Annotated in this window: 17 protein-coding genes; 3 read left to right on the plus strand and 14 right to left on the minus strand. The window is 44.7% G+C overall.

Translation table 11 applies throughout. From position 1 onward, the window contains the following. The first annotated feature begins 50 nt into the window (after positions 1 to 50). The gene (locus Q4519_RS02950; RefSeq protein ID WP_303509328.1) at positions 51 to 881 is read left to right on the plus strand and encodes a transporter substrate-binding domain-containing protein; all 831 of its coding nucleotides are present in this window, start codon (positions 51 to 53) and stop codon (positions 879 to 881) included. 4 nt (positions 882 to 885) lie between these two features. Here the strand turns inward: Q4519_RS02950 and Q4519_RS02955 are convergent, their stop codons facing one another. From Q4519_RS02955 to cobU, 14 genes are all read right to left on the minus strand, one after another. Beyond that, on the minus strand, positions 886 to 1,773 hold the full coding sequence (locus Q4519_RS02955; protein ID WP_303509331.1) for an ABC transporter substrate-binding protein: 888 nt from the start codon (positions 1,771 to 1,773) through the stop codon (positions 886 to 888). Further along, on the minus strand, positions 1,763 to 2,656 hold the full coding sequence (locus tag Q4519_RS02960; RefSeq protein WP_303509334.1) for a metal ABC transporter permease: 894 nt from the start codon (positions 2,654 to 2,656) through the stop codon (positions 1,763 to 1,765). Before Q4519_RS02960 ends, Q4519_RS02955 begins: the two co-directional genes overlap by 11 nt. Continuing rightward, a complete protein-coding gene (locus Q4519_RS02965) occupies positions 2,653 to 3,417 on the minus strand; it encodes a metal ABC transporter ATP-binding protein (protein WP_303509337.1) in 765 nt (254 codons plus the stop codon). The genes Q4519_RS02960 and Q4519_RS02965 overlap by 4 nt, the downstream gene beginning before the upstream one ends. Before the next feature lie 52 nt (positions 3,418 to 3,469). Further along, the gene (locus Q4519_RS02970; protein ID WP_232802885.1) at positions 3,470 to 4,393 is read right to left on the minus strand and encodes a metal ABC transporter solute-binding protein, Zn/Mn family; all 924 of its coding nucleotides are present in this window, start codon (positions 4,391 to 4,393) and stop codon (positions 3,470 to 3,472) included. 27 nt (positions 4,394 to 4,420) lie between these two features. After that, positions 4,421 to 5,014 carry a hypothetical protein gene (locus Q4519_RS02975; RefSeq protein WP_303509343.1) on the minus strand — a complete coding sequence of 198 codons (594 nt, stop codon included), beginning with the start codon at positions 5,012 to 5,014 and terminating at the stop codon, positions 4,421 to 4,423. Beyond that, positions 5,011 to 5,355 carry a hypothetical protein gene (locus tag Q4519_RS02980; RefSeq protein WP_303509345.1) on the minus strand — a complete coding sequence of 115 codons (345 nt, stop codon included), beginning with the start codon at positions 5,353 to 5,355 and terminating at the stop codon, positions 5,011 to 5,013. Before Q4519_RS02980 ends, Q4519_RS02975 begins: the two co-directional genes overlap by 4 nt. A gap of 15 nt (positions 5,356 to 5,370) precedes the next feature. After that, a complete protein-coding gene (locus Q4519_RS02985; RefSeq protein WP_232802888.1) occupies positions 5,371 to 6,207 on the minus strand; it encodes a DUF4198 domain-containing protein in 837 nt (278 codons plus the stop codon). A gap of 53 nt (positions 6,208 to 6,260) precedes the next feature. Beyond that, positions 6,261 to 6,806: a DUF2271 domain-containing protein gene (locus tag Q4519_RS02990; RefSeq protein WP_303509350.1), complete on the minus strand. Its 546-nt coding sequence runs from the start codon at positions 6,804 to 6,806 to the stop codon at positions 6,261 to 6,263. Positions 6,807 to 6,829: 23 nt separating this feature from the next. Continuing rightward, the gene (locus tag Q4519_RS02995) at positions 6,830 to 7,456 is read right to left on the minus strand and encodes a PepSY-associated TM helix domain-containing protein (protein WP_303509353.1); all 627 of its coding nucleotides are present in this window, start codon (positions 7,454 to 7,456) and stop codon (positions 6,830 to 6,832) included. An 82-nt stretch (positions 7,457 to 7,538) separates the two neighbouring features. Then, the gene (locus Q4519_RS03000) at positions 7,539 to 9,614 is read right to left on the minus strand and encodes a TonB-dependent siderophore receptor (protein WP_303509355.1); all 2,076 of its coding nucleotides are present in this window, start codon (positions 9,612 to 9,614) and stop codon (positions 7,539 to 7,541) included. Between the two features lie 160 nt (positions 9,615 to 9,774). Then, entirely contained in the window at positions 9,775 to 10,434 is a 660-nt protein-coding gene (locus Q4519_RS03005) for a response regulator transcription factor (protein WP_303509359.1), read from the minus strand. Between the two features lie 80 nt (positions 10,435 to 10,514). After that, positions 10,515 to 11,405 carry a cobalamin-binding protein gene (locus Q4519_RS03010; RefSeq protein WP_303509361.1) on the minus strand — a complete coding sequence of 297 codons (891 nt, stop codon included), beginning with the start codon at positions 11,403 to 11,405 and terminating at the stop codon, positions 10,515 to 10,517. Continuing rightward, the gene (gene cobO / locus Q4519_RS03015) at positions 11,405 to 12,010 is read right to left on the minus strand and encodes a cob(I)yrinic acid a,c-diamide adenosyltransferase (protein ID WP_303509364.1); all 606 of its coding nucleotides are present in this window, start codon (positions 12,008 to 12,010) and stop codon (positions 11,405 to 11,407) included. The genes Q4519_RS03010 and cobO overlap by 1 nt, the downstream gene beginning before the upstream one ends. Before the next feature lie 141 nt (positions 12,011 to 12,151). Continuing rightward, positions 12,152 to 12,685, minus strand: coding sequence for a bifunctional adenosylcobinamide kinase/adenosylcobinamide-phosphate guanylyltransferase (gene cobU / locus Q4519_RS03020; RefSeq protein ID WP_303509366.1), 534 nt, complete (start codon positions 12,683 to 12,685; stop codon positions 12,152 to 12,154). A 611-nt stretch (positions 12,686 to 13,296) separates the two neighbouring features. Between cobU and Q4519_RS03025 the strand changes: the two genes are divergently transcribed. Next, positions 13,297 to 14,967, plus strand: coding sequence for an ABC transporter substrate-binding protein (locus Q4519_RS03025; RefSeq protein WP_303509368.1), 1,671 nt, complete (start codon positions 13,297 to 13,299; stop codon positions 14,965 to 14,967). A 76-nt stretch (positions 14,968 to 15,043) separates the two neighbouring features. Then, a complete protein-coding gene (locus tag Q4519_RS03030) occupies positions 15,044 to 16,738 on the plus strand; it encodes an ABC transporter permease (protein WP_303509370.1) in 1,695 nt (564 codons plus the stop codon). Positions 16,739 to 16,794 lie beyond the last annotated feature (56 nt).

The following is a 16,794-nucleotide window of genomic DNA, read 5'->3' on the forward strand; positions in this document are numbered from 1 at the left end:
ATTCAACCATTTTGCCTACACTTAATTAACTGGGCAAAAAGGGCAGGCTTATGGTGTTAATAAAATATATGTATCGTTATAGCATGCTCATTTTACTGCTTTGCACTTTCAGTGGCACCAGTTATGGCAAAGAAACCATCACTTGGCTGGAATATGACCTTCCCCCCGGTTTTATTGCTACTGGCCCTAATAAAGGGATGGGATTTGCCAACCAGTCTGTTAATTGGTTTCAACAATATATGCCGCAATGGCGTCATGTAAATAAACAAGGAACTATCCCAAGATTGTTAACGATGGCGCAAACTAAACAGTTAGTGTGCAGCTCGATGTTAAAAAATAAATCGCGTGAAAAGGATCTTTATTTTTCACAACCACTGCAAATACTTTCCCCCCATCGGCTCTATTTTTTAGCTCGGAATAAGGCGCAATTGGAAGCAAAACTGGAACAACCTTTAGAGCAACCTATTAGTCTAGAAACGGTTATGAAGCACTTAGATGAGCTGGTATTTGCCATCGCAGCAGGACGCAGCTATGGTGCTAATCGCGATAAAATACTCGATCAGTATCACGATAAAATGCATGTTTCTACTCAGTACAAACTCAGCTCTCAATTCGTTAATAGACTGCTGGCGGGTCGGGTAGACTTTATTATTGAATATTCTTGGATAATTTCCTACGAACAAGCTCAGCAAGGTTTTGCTAAAGATGAGCTTGCCTCTGTGGCCATTACTGAATCGGCTCCAATGATTAAGGTTTATATAGCTTGTTCAAAAACGCCAGCAGGGAAAGCCGTGATTGAAGCCATCAATAACATTCAAGCTACCCATACTGATAATCCACTGCAAGCGTTTGTGAAACAGTGGGACAACACTGTTAATTGATAAGTTAAAACTGCCAACGTAGCAATGGCTCTTCGGGCGTGATTCCTTGCTTACCTAATCTATCTATGGCATCAACTTGCCACCATTGTTGTGGCAACACCAATGAGCGTAAAGGATGTTTATCCGTAAGCGTTTGCGTTGAGAGTATCATGACATTAGGCTCACTAAGGGCTTGTGCAAATGCGATTTTATCAGCGTCGGTCCAGGCTAATGCAGGCTTAAATTGACGATGTAACACGTATAGCTGTAACCCTGCGGCTAAGTCTTCAAGCTCGGGTGACAGTAGCACGACAGCGTCAAGTTGCTGCTGCTTGACATAGGCTTGCTGTGATAAACGTAACGCTTTAATTTGATTTAGTAAATTAGCTTCATTTTGCGCTATAACTGGCGCGAGTTCGGGCCAAATTTGCTGAAAATCATGGCTTACTATTTGGGTCATCGCAACCAAATTAGCACTATTTAGCCAGACATAAGGTGATACGCCTTGCTCGGTGCGCTGAAACATCACACTTTTGCCGTTTGGCCGCAGGGCTTGCGCGGCATCCACTTCAATAATGCTGATATTATGCTCTCGCATCGCCAAATAAAGCGGGTCGCTGGCCCATACCGAACCGAGTGTCACGGCCACTTGCACAGATTTGGCCTTTGCAGCCATGTTAATGCCATGCTGTTTAAACCAGTTAGGCATACGGGTTAAACCATAACGCGCGGGTGCCAGATAGTCTGACAGTAATGGCGTATTGACGGTGAGAGCCTGACTTAACATGAATGTAACTGGGGTCGTTGTTACTATGTTTGCATTATCAGCCATCGCAGGTTTGGCTAAACCAAGTACGCTCAGCAGCATAATGGCAACACATGGCAACTTGACGAAATAAAGATTAGACAGCACTACCGCGCTCCTTAAAAATAATTTGATACAAACAAGCAATCAGAAAAAAAGTGGCTGAAACCATAATGATGGCCGCACCAGATGGCACCGGTAGTTTCAGCTCCATTGGCAACCAAGTGCCCAATAAACAACTCACGGTCGCAAGCACGGCAGACCAACGGACAAAGCTGCTCATATTAGGCGTAAATAAACGAGCCGTTGCACCGGGAATCAACAACAACGCGCCCACCAGCACGGCACCAATCATTTTCACCGCAGCAATAGTGATTAAAGTGATCATGATGACAAATAGATAATCGAAAAATGTAGCAGGCACACCTCGCATTTTAGCGATGTCAGGGCTGATACTACTCAACAAAATACGGTTAAACGTTGGCAGTAAACAAGCCAGAATCACCACACAGCTGATCAACAATAGCCATAGGTCTTGATCCGTCACCGTTAGAATCGAACCAAACAGCACATTCTCTAAAATATGCACGTTTACCTTACGCGCAACAAAGGTCAACATCGCCGCCCCAACGGCCAAGGCCAACGCCAAAAACACCCCTACTAAGGTGTCATAAGGCACTTGGGTTCGGCTACGGACAAAGTGCAGCAATAGAGCAAAGACCATACAGAAGGTGAACAGTCCAATCAGTGGACTTTGCACTGGCTCGCCTAACAAAATCCCAAGGGCAATACCGGTTAATGCGCCATGGCCCACCGCTTCAGAAAAAAAAGCCAAGCGTTTAGCTATCACTAATGTGCCTAAACCACCTAAAATAGGCCCTAAAATAAGCGCTGCTAATAATGCATTAATCAAAAAACCATAGCTAAAACTTTCACTTAACCAACCTTGCTCGGCCGCATAAGCCGCGCCATCTCGAATACTTTGGATCACGCCATCGCCCTTATTTGATGGTTAGACTGATGCTGACTAAGCTGGCATAAGCTCACAAAGTTAGTCGGCTGCGCTTTAGGTAACACTTGGTCTACGCTACCACTGGTTAGCAAGGTTTTATTTATAACATGCACCTGATTAGCGATACGTTTGATTGCGTTTAAGTCGTGATGTACCGCCACAACGGTGGCACCTTTGGTGACTAATTCTTTGATTAAAAATTCAATTAAGCTTATCCCTTGCTCATCCATGCCATTGGCGGGCTCATCCAGCATAATGAGATCCGGCGCATCCAATAAGGCTTGAGCGAATAACACCCGCTGTTGCTCACCGCCCGATAAACGGCCCATTTTACGCTCTGCTTTTTCAACCATGCCCAGCACACCAAGCTGGTCTTTTATCCGCTTGATGGTTTTCGCTTTGCGGCGCCAAAATAGTGGGATTTGACTTTGGTTAAGTAACATAAAGTCCATCACGGTTAACGGCAGACTGGGTTCAAAACTGGCTTTTTGCGGCACGTAAGCAACCCGGCCACGGCCGTTAGGCCAATCAAGATGAATGCGCCCAGTGAATGGGGTTAAGCCCAGCATTGAACGCAATAAAGACGTTTTACCTCCCCCATTTGGTCCCATTACCACATGACATTGACCGGCAGCTAAAGTATGGGTGATCGGGCCTAATATTTGCGCGCCGTGCTCGCCATAACTTAAACATACATTTTGCAGTTGAATTTGTGGCCCAGTGATTTTTATATTCATCATATCTGAAATGCACATTTTTCAGTTGAATTAGCGTTCCGTTCGTTTATTTGCATTATTGAACGGCCTCTTTTTGGGCAGACGCATTGGCGTAATGGATGGCTTCGATTAGGGTATTAATGTTACTTTGCATCTCAAGCATTACCTTTTCTGGCTCATAGTCACCATGGGTCATGTGGGAAAAGCGGAACAGCTTTACACCTGTCGCTTGCTCAATGGTGGTCACAAATCGGTTAGGCATGTCGAGTTCATAAAACAGCACATCTATGCCACTGCTGCGAATTTGATTAATAGTATCTTGTAGCTGGCTGGCACTTGGGGCCACGCCATGAGCTGGCTCAATCACTGCGGGTGCGTCAATACCGAATTCTTGCAATAAATATCCGTATGCATCATGAGTGGTTGCCACCTTGATAGTTTGCATATCAACTTGCGCAAGCGCTTGCATGGCTTGGTATTTCATGGTTCTTAGCTGTTGGCCATAATGACGCGCATTTTGCCGATACAAACTGGCGTTACTTGGATAAAATGCCGCCAGTTGGTTAGCAATTTCATAAACTTGCGTCATGGTGGCACTTAGCCCCATAAAAGTGTGTGGGTTTACCGCCCCCTGCCCCACACTTTGCCCTCTGGCAGATAATAAAGGCACACTGGCATTCGCATCGATCACCAATAGATCACTACGCTGAGCGGCTTTTATCACCTTGAGAGCAAAGTCATCATGACCGATACCGTTAACCACAATGACATCCATTTTTTGCACACGGGCAAGATCTTCTGGCTGCGGTTGATAGTTGTGGGGATTAAAGCCCGCAACCACGAGAGGCAATACCTCAGCGGTGTCCCCAACAATGGCGCTAACATAGCTGTAATAGGGTTGTAAGGTAATACCTATAGTTGGTTTGTCTTTAGCTATTGCACCATTTGAATGAAGTAGCAAACTAAACCAAAACAGTAGACATAAATAGATTTGTTTCATGTAATTTCCTTGTGACCAAATAACAGGTTACTTTGTGGCTCGGGGACCCATAACCTGTTGCCAACCTTGCTTGATAAGCAGGTTGTCATTAATTACGACATTAATGTAAGAGGACGCAGATTTAGCTTTAATATCGGCCTCTTCATGGCCATGGCCGATGTTGCCACGAAACCATATTTGTGACGGCGTGGCTGATACATTCAGTAAATATTGTGGGTATGTTTGTGCTGACAGGCTGATCCCCTGATAAACCCCAGGGCTAATTTGCTGCCATTGGTGCTGTCCTTTATCAAGCCAACCTTTGTCGCGGACAAAAGGACTTAGCCACATGGCTTCAAGCTGCGCAATAGACGGCCAGTGCACAGCGGAGCCAGACGCTGACGCAGCTTTAAGTAGCTGAATTTCCATGTCCGCCAAGCGTAACTCAGACACCATGGCGTTGATGTTAGGATCTAACTGATTAACATCAACTTCATGGCTGGCTAATGCTCTGCCCTGTTGCTGAGCTTGATGAAAAGGCAGCAGCCCAGCCCCAATTACAACTAGCAGCGTAATGACCAAAGCAACCCAGCGCATTTCACGCACGCCATTAGCGGCATGAATAACTTGCTGCACACTCATTTTTCACTGATCTCACTGCCATCACGTTCAACGGGCATCTCATGGCCAGCATCAAACACCACGTAAAAATCCCCTTGCGGTCGCGGCAGCTGTACCCGTGACTGCGCATCGGTGCGCGCCATCGCAATCACATTATCACTGTAGTCGTATACCTTGACGTCATAGTCCACGGCGCCGCTACCATCGCTGTATCCCGCTTCACAAATTAAGGCTTGCTGCTGATACCAACAAGCCATTAACGGAAAATGCGCCCAAGTAGGTGTGGTAAATAATGCTGTAAAAGCCACAGCAAAAGCCGACAAGTTGATCTGGGGGTGCTTAACACCTTTGCTAAATAACATGATCTTCTCTTCTCACTAAGGCAGAACGGCTTCAAAAGTTAAATGCAACGTTGCACCCGACTCGTCTGCCAATGGGTTGCCTTCCAGCGGGCCTTTATGGCTGGCTTTAAAGATGTAGCGGCCTGCATTCACTGGAGTAAAAGTCACTTTACCTTGCTCATCACTGGTCACCTCAATTTGCTCTTGGCTATTACGGTATAAGGTACCATCTCGGGTGATCTCGGCTTTTACGCCGCTTTTTGGTTGACCTTGGTAATAAAGTTGAAAAGTCACGGGCGATCCCGCAACAATGTCCGCCGGATGCGTAATGGGTTTTAACTCTAAATACTGACCTTGCAACTTAAAGGCATCAGTGGTCGGTTTGCCCACAGTAATGTAGGTTTCAACTCGGCTGACCGATAGCATGGTAGTGATATCTCGTGCATTACTCGGCAGTAATTGCAAGCGACTGACTTTATCTGCGCGTAGCCATTTCTCCGTGTCACGCTTACCGGCTTTGTAACGGGTGTAATAGACAGGCTCACTATTCACCGTTACTTTATGGGTACCCGTTTCAACAAAATGAAAGTCGAATACCGAGCGGCGTTTACCACGACTCACATGATCAGGGCGCAACACCTGGCCCGTTGGCAAAATGATACTGGCTGACTCGGCACTGGCAGGTTTATCCATTACAAACGTGCCATGTGAGGCTGTCACATCAAAGGTGATCCACTCACCGTCCGATTTAGAGACATTGAAGTGAGAAGGCAAGATCCAGCGCGGATGCGCCTGAGCTAAACCGCTGGCGAGTAACCCCGAAATAACAAAACTAGCGATGGCTAGTTGGCTAACACTCTGTTTAAAAATCATAACAAGTTCCTATTTCTTTAATCGTTAAAATTAACTAGCAACGATAAGCTTGGTTAGGGCTGATAAATCAGGCTGATAAGCCCTGTTTCAGCAGTAGGATCTAACACTTTGACGACCCCTTGTTCGCCAAGATGTATGGGTTGCTTGAGGTAGTTGCGACCGCCGTGCTCACGGACGACTTCAATATGAACCGTGTAGTCACCTGCGGGAATTTTTTGCTCATGATCATCGACTAATGACCAGTCAAATTTATAACTGCCCGCGGGTTTAGTGGCGCCTGTTACGCCATCTATCCACGGCTGTTGGTAACGGCCAATTTTTCGCCACCAGCTACGTAAATCTTTATGCCATTCGTCTTTGCCGAGCCACAACGTCACCGTGCGCACCACTTCGCGATCTGCATTTTCAATCCAAACGGCCACATAAGGTCGGTTATATTGACTGGTTTTAATGTCAGGCAAGGCTAACTCAAAGGTTAACTTAGCCGCTGCCGGCACCGTTGTAGCAGAGCCAACACTGGGCCAGCCCAGCGCAAAAACTAAACAGGCGATGACGCCAAGCTGACGTTTAATACCATTAGGTGAAGTAAAATTATTCATTGCTATCCTTGTACCAACTCCGATTAGGGAACTGCGATCCAATAGAGTAAAAAAGTCGCTAAACTGCCCCAACCACACCATTTCAGTCCAGCTATGAAGCTTTTCTTTTTTGGCACTAACAAACACACACCGGTTAGGACAAAACCCAGCATTAATAACGCACTAATGTCGATAAATAGCTGCCAAATTGCACCGCTATTTCGACCTTTGTGTAAATCGTTTAGCACTGCTATTAAGCCAAAACGCTGCTCTTCCACTTCTCCTTGACCAGTTAACATATCGATAAACACCGAGGCGCTATAACCCGGTCCTTTGAAGCTAAAGCTAATTTCACCCGCCACTAGCTCATCGCCATCACGATCGCGGTACAACTCGTAGCCCGACACTTGGCCCGATAGCCCGCCATGGCTTTTGACAAACTCAACTAATGCCAATTGGTTTGGCGTGTCTGCTTGATCGTTACTTCGTAATAAAGCGGCTGGCACAGTGAATTCAACCAACCGCACAGCGGGCGTATCACTAACAAACCAAGCTGCACGATTTAATGTGATACCCGTCACCACAAAAAACAGCACCACCATTAATAACGCCATCGAAATATAGATATGTAAAACCCGTGCCCAAGACTGAACACTTTTATTTTTCAACATGATAATTGTATTTTCAGTACCAAAAGCGGTGCACTAATGAAATGCAGGCAAAGGCGAGCCTTGCCTGCTATTGTTGTATGCCTTAGTAGCGGATCATCACAGATGCATTAAGGTTGCGCCCTTCGCCGACTGCCGTACCAGATTGACCGCCACCTTTCAGGTAGTCTGTGTCTAGTAAGTTCTCAACATTAACGCGCATTATCACGTCTAGGTTTTCATCGTAATTAAGGGTATGAGACACGCCTAAGTCAAAACGGGTGTAAGCGTCTTTCTTATAGGTGTTTTGTTCATCGCCGTATCGCGCGCCTTGATAAATTGCGCCAAGGTTTACGTCTGTTCCTTGCTCAAACGAATAGCGAGCCCACAAGCTACCTGATAGTTCAGGTACATCTGTAGGGCGGTTACCATTAATGCTGGCATCAAATTTATCTTTAATTTCAGCGTCTAACGCCATCATCGATGCATTTAATGACAGTGCATTACTGATGTAACCTGTGGCGGCAAACTCAATACCTCGATGCACTTGTTCACCCGCTTGTGTGGTTTCTATTTGGCCATTAGGGGCATCTTGGCTAATCAGGATGTTTTCTTGGCTGATATCAAACAAAGCACCCGACAGGTACAAGCGGTTATCCAATAATTCCCATTTGGTTCCCAGCTCTAGTAGCTTGCCTTTGATAGGGTCGAGCTCCATGCCATTGTTAACATCACGAGGGTTATCAATCGGGTTTTTTGGCTCAAAGCTTTCTGAGTAGGTGAAGTAAATTGAGCTATTCACATTGGGATGTAAGATCACCGCCGCTTTAGGCAAAATATTGCTAAACGAGTCGGTTTTAGTTTCTTCACGATCAAAACGCACACCCGCAAGCACTTGCCAATATTGGTTGATGGTCGCTAAATCTTGTAAATAAATACCGTATGAGTCGGTTTTGGTTGCATCGGATTTTTTGCCATTTTGATAGTTCAAACCATCCGGTTTAGCAAGAGGCTGACCCACAGTCCCCGTTAGGCCTTTAATTTGTTGTATTTGTCTGACGTAGTAATACTTTAACCAATTTGCGCCAACTAGAAGTTGGTGGTCCATTCCCATGGCTGTTACGTGACCCGTTAAATCAACGTATGCCGTGTCAAAGCGCCAGTTGTCCCAGCGATCGTAACCACGATATTTAAATTGCCCGGTTGCCGGATCGTAAGACTTTGCGTCTGAGAAGCTTTCAACGTCGCGACGCTCAAAATCCTGATGGTTATATGCCACGCTGAGGTTCCAGTTTTCTGATAACGCAGCATTGATGTCAAAACCAATGTTTTCAACATCGTTTTCAATTTTAGACCACTGCGCATCCCAGATATGCTTGTTGCCCAATACGGCTTTGCCATCTTGAATGTAGGCACCAGAATCGACACTGCCATGATCATTGGTGCGATCGTAATGCATCGACAGCAGTACTTTATCGTTTAAGTCATAGTCCAAAAATAGCCCACCAACAAAACGCTCTGTTGAAGGGGTGCTACCATCGGTATAGCGACGCCAGTTATCATAACTTTGCTTAGCGAGCACAGTGCGGCCACGCAAAGTTTGCGCTTGGTTTAACGAGCCGCTGACATCAAGCACACTGCGAAAAGCATTATTTGCCCCCACGTCTTGAGAAAAATTAACCAAGGTGTCATGAGTTGGCTTTTTTGACACCATGTTAACTAAGCCGCCCGGAGCCGATTTACCATACAATAAGCCAGAGGGTCCTTTTAGTACTTCTATACGTTCAAGTAATTCAATAGGCTGACGATAGTGTGACCAATGCTGCTTACCATCACGTAAAAAGCTGCTACTGCTGCTTAATTCAAAACCACGTAAGGAAAATCGTTCACGGTTACGGCTATCACCACCAGCGGATATACTGGCGTCATTTTCTAACACATCACCCAACGTACTCGCCCGTTGCTCATCGATAATTTGCTCATCAATTACATTCACTTGTCCTGGCGTTTCTAACTGCGTGGTTTCCATACGCATTGACGTTGAATTAGTATCCACTTTATAACTTGAGTGTTGACCAACCACGACCATGGCATTATCGTCGTTACTCGTCGTTTGAGCCAAAACAAAAGAAGGGGTTAAGATGGCCGCAATAATCAAACTGAGCGGGCTTTTTGCAAACATATTCCGTTATCTCCGAAAACAACTTATGCTACTTGCCCCGAAATTCTTCATCAGCAAGTAACTAATTTAGGAGCCACCTGAGGTGACTAACGCTTTAAGGAATGGGAATATAACTGATAACCATTTTCATTTGCATTTAATTTACAATCTTTGCATTTGCCTACTGTGGCAGCTCAAACCGGTAACCCACTCCTCTCACTGTTTTGATCAATGCCATGTTAAGCCCTGTCTTAATCATTTTTTTACGAATATTACTTATGTGCACATCAAGGTTGCGATCAAATGGGCTGTATTCGCGCTGCAACACACCTTCTTGCAGCTCTATTTTAGAAACCGCATCTCCCTTTCGGGCAAATAAATAGTTCAGTAGCTCCATTTCTGTGTTAGTCAAAGGAAGGCGTTTCAAGCGTTGATTAAATTGCATATCGTCTGATTTTAACGGTTTACGCTGCTGCTCGATGCTAACACGACGTAACATGGCGTACACACAGGCCAACAATTCACTACTGTTGTCCGATTTAGTCACGCAGATGTCTACACCATGACGATAAGCTTTCGTTCGTTGCTCTGCACTAAAACACGCCAACAAACCGATGATGGGCATATCAAAACGCTGCCTTGCTCGCTGAATAAACGCACGTCCTTGCGCTGCGGGTAAATTAATGTCACTGATGACCAAGTCAACCATTTGACTACTAAGATACGCAAGGGCTTTTTCGGGACACGCTATCACTTGGCATTCATAGCCTGCCTGAGAGAGTTGTATTTTGTTGCGTGTACAAGCTTTGACATCGGGGTCAACAATAAGGATACGGGACATGAAAAACAATATGTAATGAGAATTGTTTTTATTGTATTTAAGTTTAACCTTGAGCGCTAGCCCAAGGCTTTCCTTTAGGCCTAACTTGATGTAGGTTTGAGTTTTTGCTGCCTTACTTGTTCTAAAGCATCGCAGAGGGCATTAACCCCTAAAATAGAGCGCGGCGTCGCACGGTGCAGCCAATCGGCATTTAAAGTAAAAATGGCCTCATTGGCCACAGCAGGAATACCGCGCCATTGTTGCCAATTAATGGTCTGTTTTTGCCCCACTTCATCGGTCATGACAATAGCTTGTGGCGCTACCGATAATACACTTTCGGTGCTGATCACTGGATATTGCGCAGGATTATCATAAAAAGGGTTTTCACCGCCACACACTTCAATATATTGCTGCACCCAGCTGCCTTTTGCTACGGTGCGAAGCGGATTAGGCCATAGCTGATAAAACACCGTCACTTTCGGCGCATCGCTATATTTTGCCTGTGCTAGTTGCAACTGTTTAAGGTAATCGTTCGCAACTTGCTTGGCTTTTTCTTGTGCGCCGGTTAATTCACCTAGCATGATAATGGTATCGGCAATGCCTGCTAGTGTCTTGGTATCACTGTCGACCAGCGTTAAGCCTAAACTACTCAATTGGTTTAGTTCTCGAACTGAGTTACCGCTGCCCCAACTGATGATCACATCAGGTTCAAGTTGAATAATTTGTTCAATATTCAAACCATTATATCCACCTACCACGGGAATGCTTTTGGCCGCTTCAGGATAATCAGTGAATCGAGTCGTACCGACAATTTTATCGCCTTGACCAATTGCAAAGAGCATTTCGGCTGAGTGAGGGGATAAAGTGATGATACGTTTAACAGGTTGTTTAATAACTTGCTGCGACTCGGCTGCGACATGAGCAGTAACTAGCATTAACCCTACCCCCGCTAAGGCGCTAGCCTTAACGAGAGAAATAAAGCTTTTAATCATTAATAGTCAAAGCCTTTCTGCGCCTTAATTCCCGCTTCAAAAGCGTGTTTGATACTTTGTACTTCACTGACCGTGTCGGCAATATCGATAATACCTCGATGACAAGCGCGGCCCGTGACCACGACATGCTGGTGCGCAGGACGATTTTGCAGTGCTTGGATCACTTGCTCTAGTTCAATGTATTTATAAGTAACCATGTAGGTTAATTCATCAAGTAACACGAAATCTAGGCTTTCATCTTGAAGAAGTTTTTCAGCTTTAGCCCATGCTTGTTGCGCCGCTGCCGTGTCTTTTTCTTTGTCTTGTGTTTCCCAAGTAAAACCAGTGCCCATGACAAAAAATTCAACGCCATGCTGCGCTAATAGATCGCGCTCACCACAAGCCCATGTGCCTTTAATAAACTGAACGACCGCCGCCTTCAAACCATGACCCACCGCGCGAGTGACAGTACCGAAACCTGCGGTAGACTTACCCTTACCATTACCGGTGATCACCATTAACACCCCTTTTTCATCGGTGGCGTTAGCAATACGTGCGTCTACTTTTTCTTTTATACGTTGCTGGCGCTCTTTATGGCGTTGTGCTTTTTCATCTTGAGTCGACATGTTACTTCCTTCATTTATTTTATTTGTAGGGATAATTGTGCTGTTGCACTAATGTATATGATTTAAATTTATTTAATCTCAGTTTTGCTTAAGCTAATTACAAGAGTAGAAATAGACTATTCTGCTTATCCAAAACTTGGGTTATTTAATTCGCTGCGGCAAGCCAGTTACCACCCAATAAACCTCGTCGGCAATCTCTGCAATGGCTTGGTGTAGCCAACCTGTTTCATCAACAAATCGTCGGTTGATTGCCCCCATAGGTACGATGCCTGTGCCCACTTCATTGCTGACCAGAATGATGTCACCCGGCGCTTGCTTTAACGCTAACAAAAACTGTTGTTTTTGTTGCTGCCAGTGGACAGTTAGCTGATCATTTTCTTTTTCTATGTCATAACGCAAAAGCTCGTTCGTCACCCACAGCGTTAAACAATCAACCAATAGGCAAGTGTTCTCTTGGCTGTACTTCATTATCCCATCGCCAAGATTATGGGGCACTTCAAGTGTTTGCCAATTGGCTGGGCGGGTTTGTTGATGCCTTGTAATTCGTTCGCGCATTTCATCATCCCATATTTGTGCCGTTGCCACGACCGACACAGGATATGGAGAGAGTAATGCTAGCTGTTCGCCATGGCGGCTTTTACCACTGCGGGCACCGCCTAAAATGAATCGAATCATCGTTGCTTCCAAACTTACATAAATCCGCGCTACGATACTGATTTTATCTCAGATTACAATCACCCCAACTTTTAGATGAAAGGGAAAGTCGCGTATTAGTCTATTTTTCATACTTAACTGCTCACGCAAGTTACGCATTTTGCACTAAAATTAGACCTACAAAGCAAATTTATTGGGTTGTTTTGCAATTACGGATCAAACTAGTAATCTGTCGCTTATGTCAGGGTGTAAGACTAACAGTTCGCCAGCAACTACGCGGTATCAATGAAGTTAGCTTGATGATCAAATCTTATAACGTGACAATAACATTGCATTACCGAGTCAGTAACGAAGTTACCAAGGCGAGTGAGTTTGATCTCAGTGGCTGAAAAAGCCAATAGATTAAGCTAGTATTATGTAATTGTGTGCTTTATAAGGTTTAAGCTAATGCTTAGATGTGATGGCCTTTCATGTTTATACAGTTAATTGTTAAACAACTATAGCCAAAATGCCCTTTGGCTTGGTTATATGAAAGATAATTTGCATGCTAATGGCTTAATGTTTCAAACCGATTATTTCTCCTAATCAGAGAATTTTGTTGTATCACCGATTAAGGGTAAAAAGGAATTCGAATGCTCGCGAAGATCACTAAACTATCCACCGCACTTTTGTTAGGTCTTTCTATAACTGCGCCATCAGTCAATGCGTCTGACCAAGTTTCCCTGACCATAGTGTCTGAGTTTCGTCCTCTTTGGCAACGTAACTTTAATCCATTTGCAGCAACCGACCGCTTGCCAACAACCATGCAGTTTATTTACGAGCCGTTGGTGGTATTTAACGAAATGAAAGGGGGCACCCCCCATTATCGGTTAGCAAAAAAACACTATTTTTCAGATGACCTGATGTCTTTGTATTTCGACCTTCGCGAAGACGTAAAATGGTCTGACGGCACGCCGTTTACCGCAGACGATGTTGTTTATTCTCTCAATCTAGCAGCTAAAGGTGGAAAAACAGACGTACAAGGTTTAGCTAGCCATATCCTCAGCGTACATAAGCTATCTGACTATAAAGTAGAAGTGAAACTGAGCCAGGTAAATACCGGCATTGATACGCAAATTGTTCGCGCCCCTATCGTGCCGAAACACATTTTCACTAAAGCTGGCGACTTAACCACTTTCAAAAATGAAAATCCAGTTGGAACTGGACCATTTACAAACATAGAAGTGTTCTCTTGGCAGGTATATACCCAATGCCGCAACCCTTATTACTATGACAATGATAATTTGGCGATTGATTGCTTAAAAAGCCCGATTATTCAAAATAACAAACAATTATTGGCTGCAGCAATTAAAGGACGTTTAGATTGGACTTCATCGTTTATTCCAAATATTGAAGAAGTGCTTCTTAGTAAAAACGCCAGCACTAAATATTGGTTCCCAGCAGCAGGCTCTGCTTCATTTATGGTGAACTTTAAAACTCCTCATGAGAACAACCGCAAAGCCTTTAACGACATTCAATTTCGCCGCGCTTTTTCGATGGCAATGGACAGAGAGAAAATCGTCAATGTTGCAGGAGCAGGATACTGGTCTGTCAATGAATACCCGTCAGGTTTAGGCGATCAATTTAAGGCTTGGGCAGACCCATCGGTTAAAAGTAAATATGGCAAATTCAACAAACTTGATATTGCTGGAGCACAAATCTTACTGTCAACTGCGGGGTATCGTGATATTGATGGTGATGGCTTTGTTGAAAACCCCGATGGCAGCAAAATTGAGTTTGAAATTTTAGTGCCCAAAGGTTGGTCGGATCATATTCAAACCGTCGAGATTGGCATTGAGGGATTAAACAAAATAGGTATTAACGCGAAGATCAGCACACCTGAATTTGGCGTGTTAAATGAACTAGTGAAAAACGCCGACTTTGATGCCGCTTTTACCAACTACTTTGCCGGCGCAAACCCGCATCGTTATTACTACACCGCTTTTCATTCTGAACAAATGGATAAAGCGCGTTTCGGTGGCCATCACTATATAGATAAAGATCTCGATAAGTTGATTGATTCATTCAACCAAACTGCCGATGAGCAAGAAAAACTAAACATTATGCATCGTATTGAGAACTACATCGGTGAGCGTCAAATTACCATGCCAGTGTTTAGTTCAAACTTTAACTTCCAATATGATGATGTTAGCTTTAAAGGATGGTTTAGTGCTAACAATCCCAAAGCAATTCCTGTAGTTTGGCCCGATACGCCAGAGCGTTTACTGCATGTGCTTGATATTGAGCCAGTAAAAACGCAATAAGCCTACCTTGCGCCTACTCATGTAGGCGCAATCGTTTTGTTTTTTACAGGCTAAGGTCGTCATTATCTTTTCCCGCTTGTCTTTTTGGCTGCTGGCCTTTTGTTTCATCGCCCTATTCTTGTTGCCACTAGCTATCGGGCTTTTCGGTACACTATTACCCGCACTTAATTATCTCCCCAGCTTAGGTCATAACGAGTTATCAACCACGGCTTTTTCAACACTGTTTAATCATCCAACTACTTTTAGCGCGACGTGGTTAACTTTGCGAGTCGGCTGGATCAGTACATTTATTTCGCTGTGTTTAGCTTTGTTTTTATTTGCCTGCTTTTATTTGCGGCCCAGCTGGCGTTGGATCAATGCCGCTTTAAGCCCAGTGCTGGCAATCCCCCACGCCGCATTGGCCGTTGGCTTAAGTTTTGTTATTGCGCCTTCCGGTTGGTTATTACGATTAACGTCTCCGGCTTTAACCGGCTTTGACTACCCGCCAAATTGGCAAACCACACAAGATCCTTGGGGTGTATCACTGATCTTGTTAATGGTATTAAAAGAAACCCCATTTCTACTGTTAATGTTACTGTCGGCAGCCAAGAGTGTGCCGATTAAGCAAACTATTACGCTGGCACAAAGTATGGGCTATCACAGCAGCATAGCTTGGTTAAAATTGGTGCTACCGCAACTATTACCGCCACTGCGTTTACCCATCTGCGCGGTGCTGGCATGGTCGTTAAGCGCAGTGGATGTGAGCGTGATCTTAGGCCCATCAACTCCGCCAACGTTATCTGTATTGGTTTACTCTTGGTTTAATGACGCTGATATTGCTCTGCGCCTGCAAGGCGCTGCAGGCGCCATTTGGTTGTTAGGCCTCAATTTAGCCTCAATCGCCGTGTTATTTGTACTGCCTCGTATCGCTTGGCCTTGGCTGCAAGGTTGGTTAGTTAATGGTCAACGCCGCGGCCTATTAAGCCATATCAATAAATTAGGCACTGCCGTAGCAGTTAGCTATTTAATTTTAATTATCAGTAGCTTATTTGTTTTAGCTATTTGGTCTATCACCAAGCAATGGCGCTTTCCCGACCCGCTCCCTAGTCAATGGCGCTTGAGTTACTGGCAACAGACCTTAGACCAATTTAGCCCTACCTTGATCAATAGCTTAAGTTTGGCTCTGCTCAGTGCGGCTATTGCATTACTGCTCTCGGTGGTTATTTTAGAATTAGAAACACGTCAGGCACAAATTGCCAAACACCGCGCTAATCCGCTGCGTTATGTGGCGTTGTTTTATTTGCCCTTGCTTATTCCTGATATTGCTTATCTATTTGGTATTCAGGTCAGCTTAGTTTTTGCCGGCCTTGATGGGCAATATTTGCCGTTACTGTGGGGCCATTTGATGTTTGTATTGCCTTATTGTTTTTTGTCATTAGCACCTTATTACCGCCGCTTTGACTCACGCTATTGGCACCAAGCCATGCTATTGAGTGGCAGCCCATGGCGCAGCTTTTTCCAAATAAAATTAATGATGTTGCTCCCTGCTTTATTCAGTAGTCTCGCTTTAGGCTTTACCGTCAGCATGACATTATACCTGCCAACTTTATTTATTGGCGGCGGACGCTTCCCTACCCTTGCCACCGAGCTAGTCGCATTGGTCGCAGGTGCTGACAGGCGCTTAATCGCTGTATATGCACTGCTGTTACAAGGTTTACCCTTGCTAATGTTTGTTGCGGCCCTCGCTTTGCCGAGGATAATTTTCCGCCATCGCAAAGGCATGCGAATTTAAACAGCTGGCTTCAATTGTGATAAACAACGACCCCAGCAGTCATAAAGGATTAAACA

The organism is Motilimonas sp. 1_MG-2023, assembly GCF_030547455.1.
Taxonomy (GTDB): domain Bacteria; phylum Pseudomonadota; class Gammaproteobacteria; order Enterobacterales; family CBDFNC01; genus Motilimonas.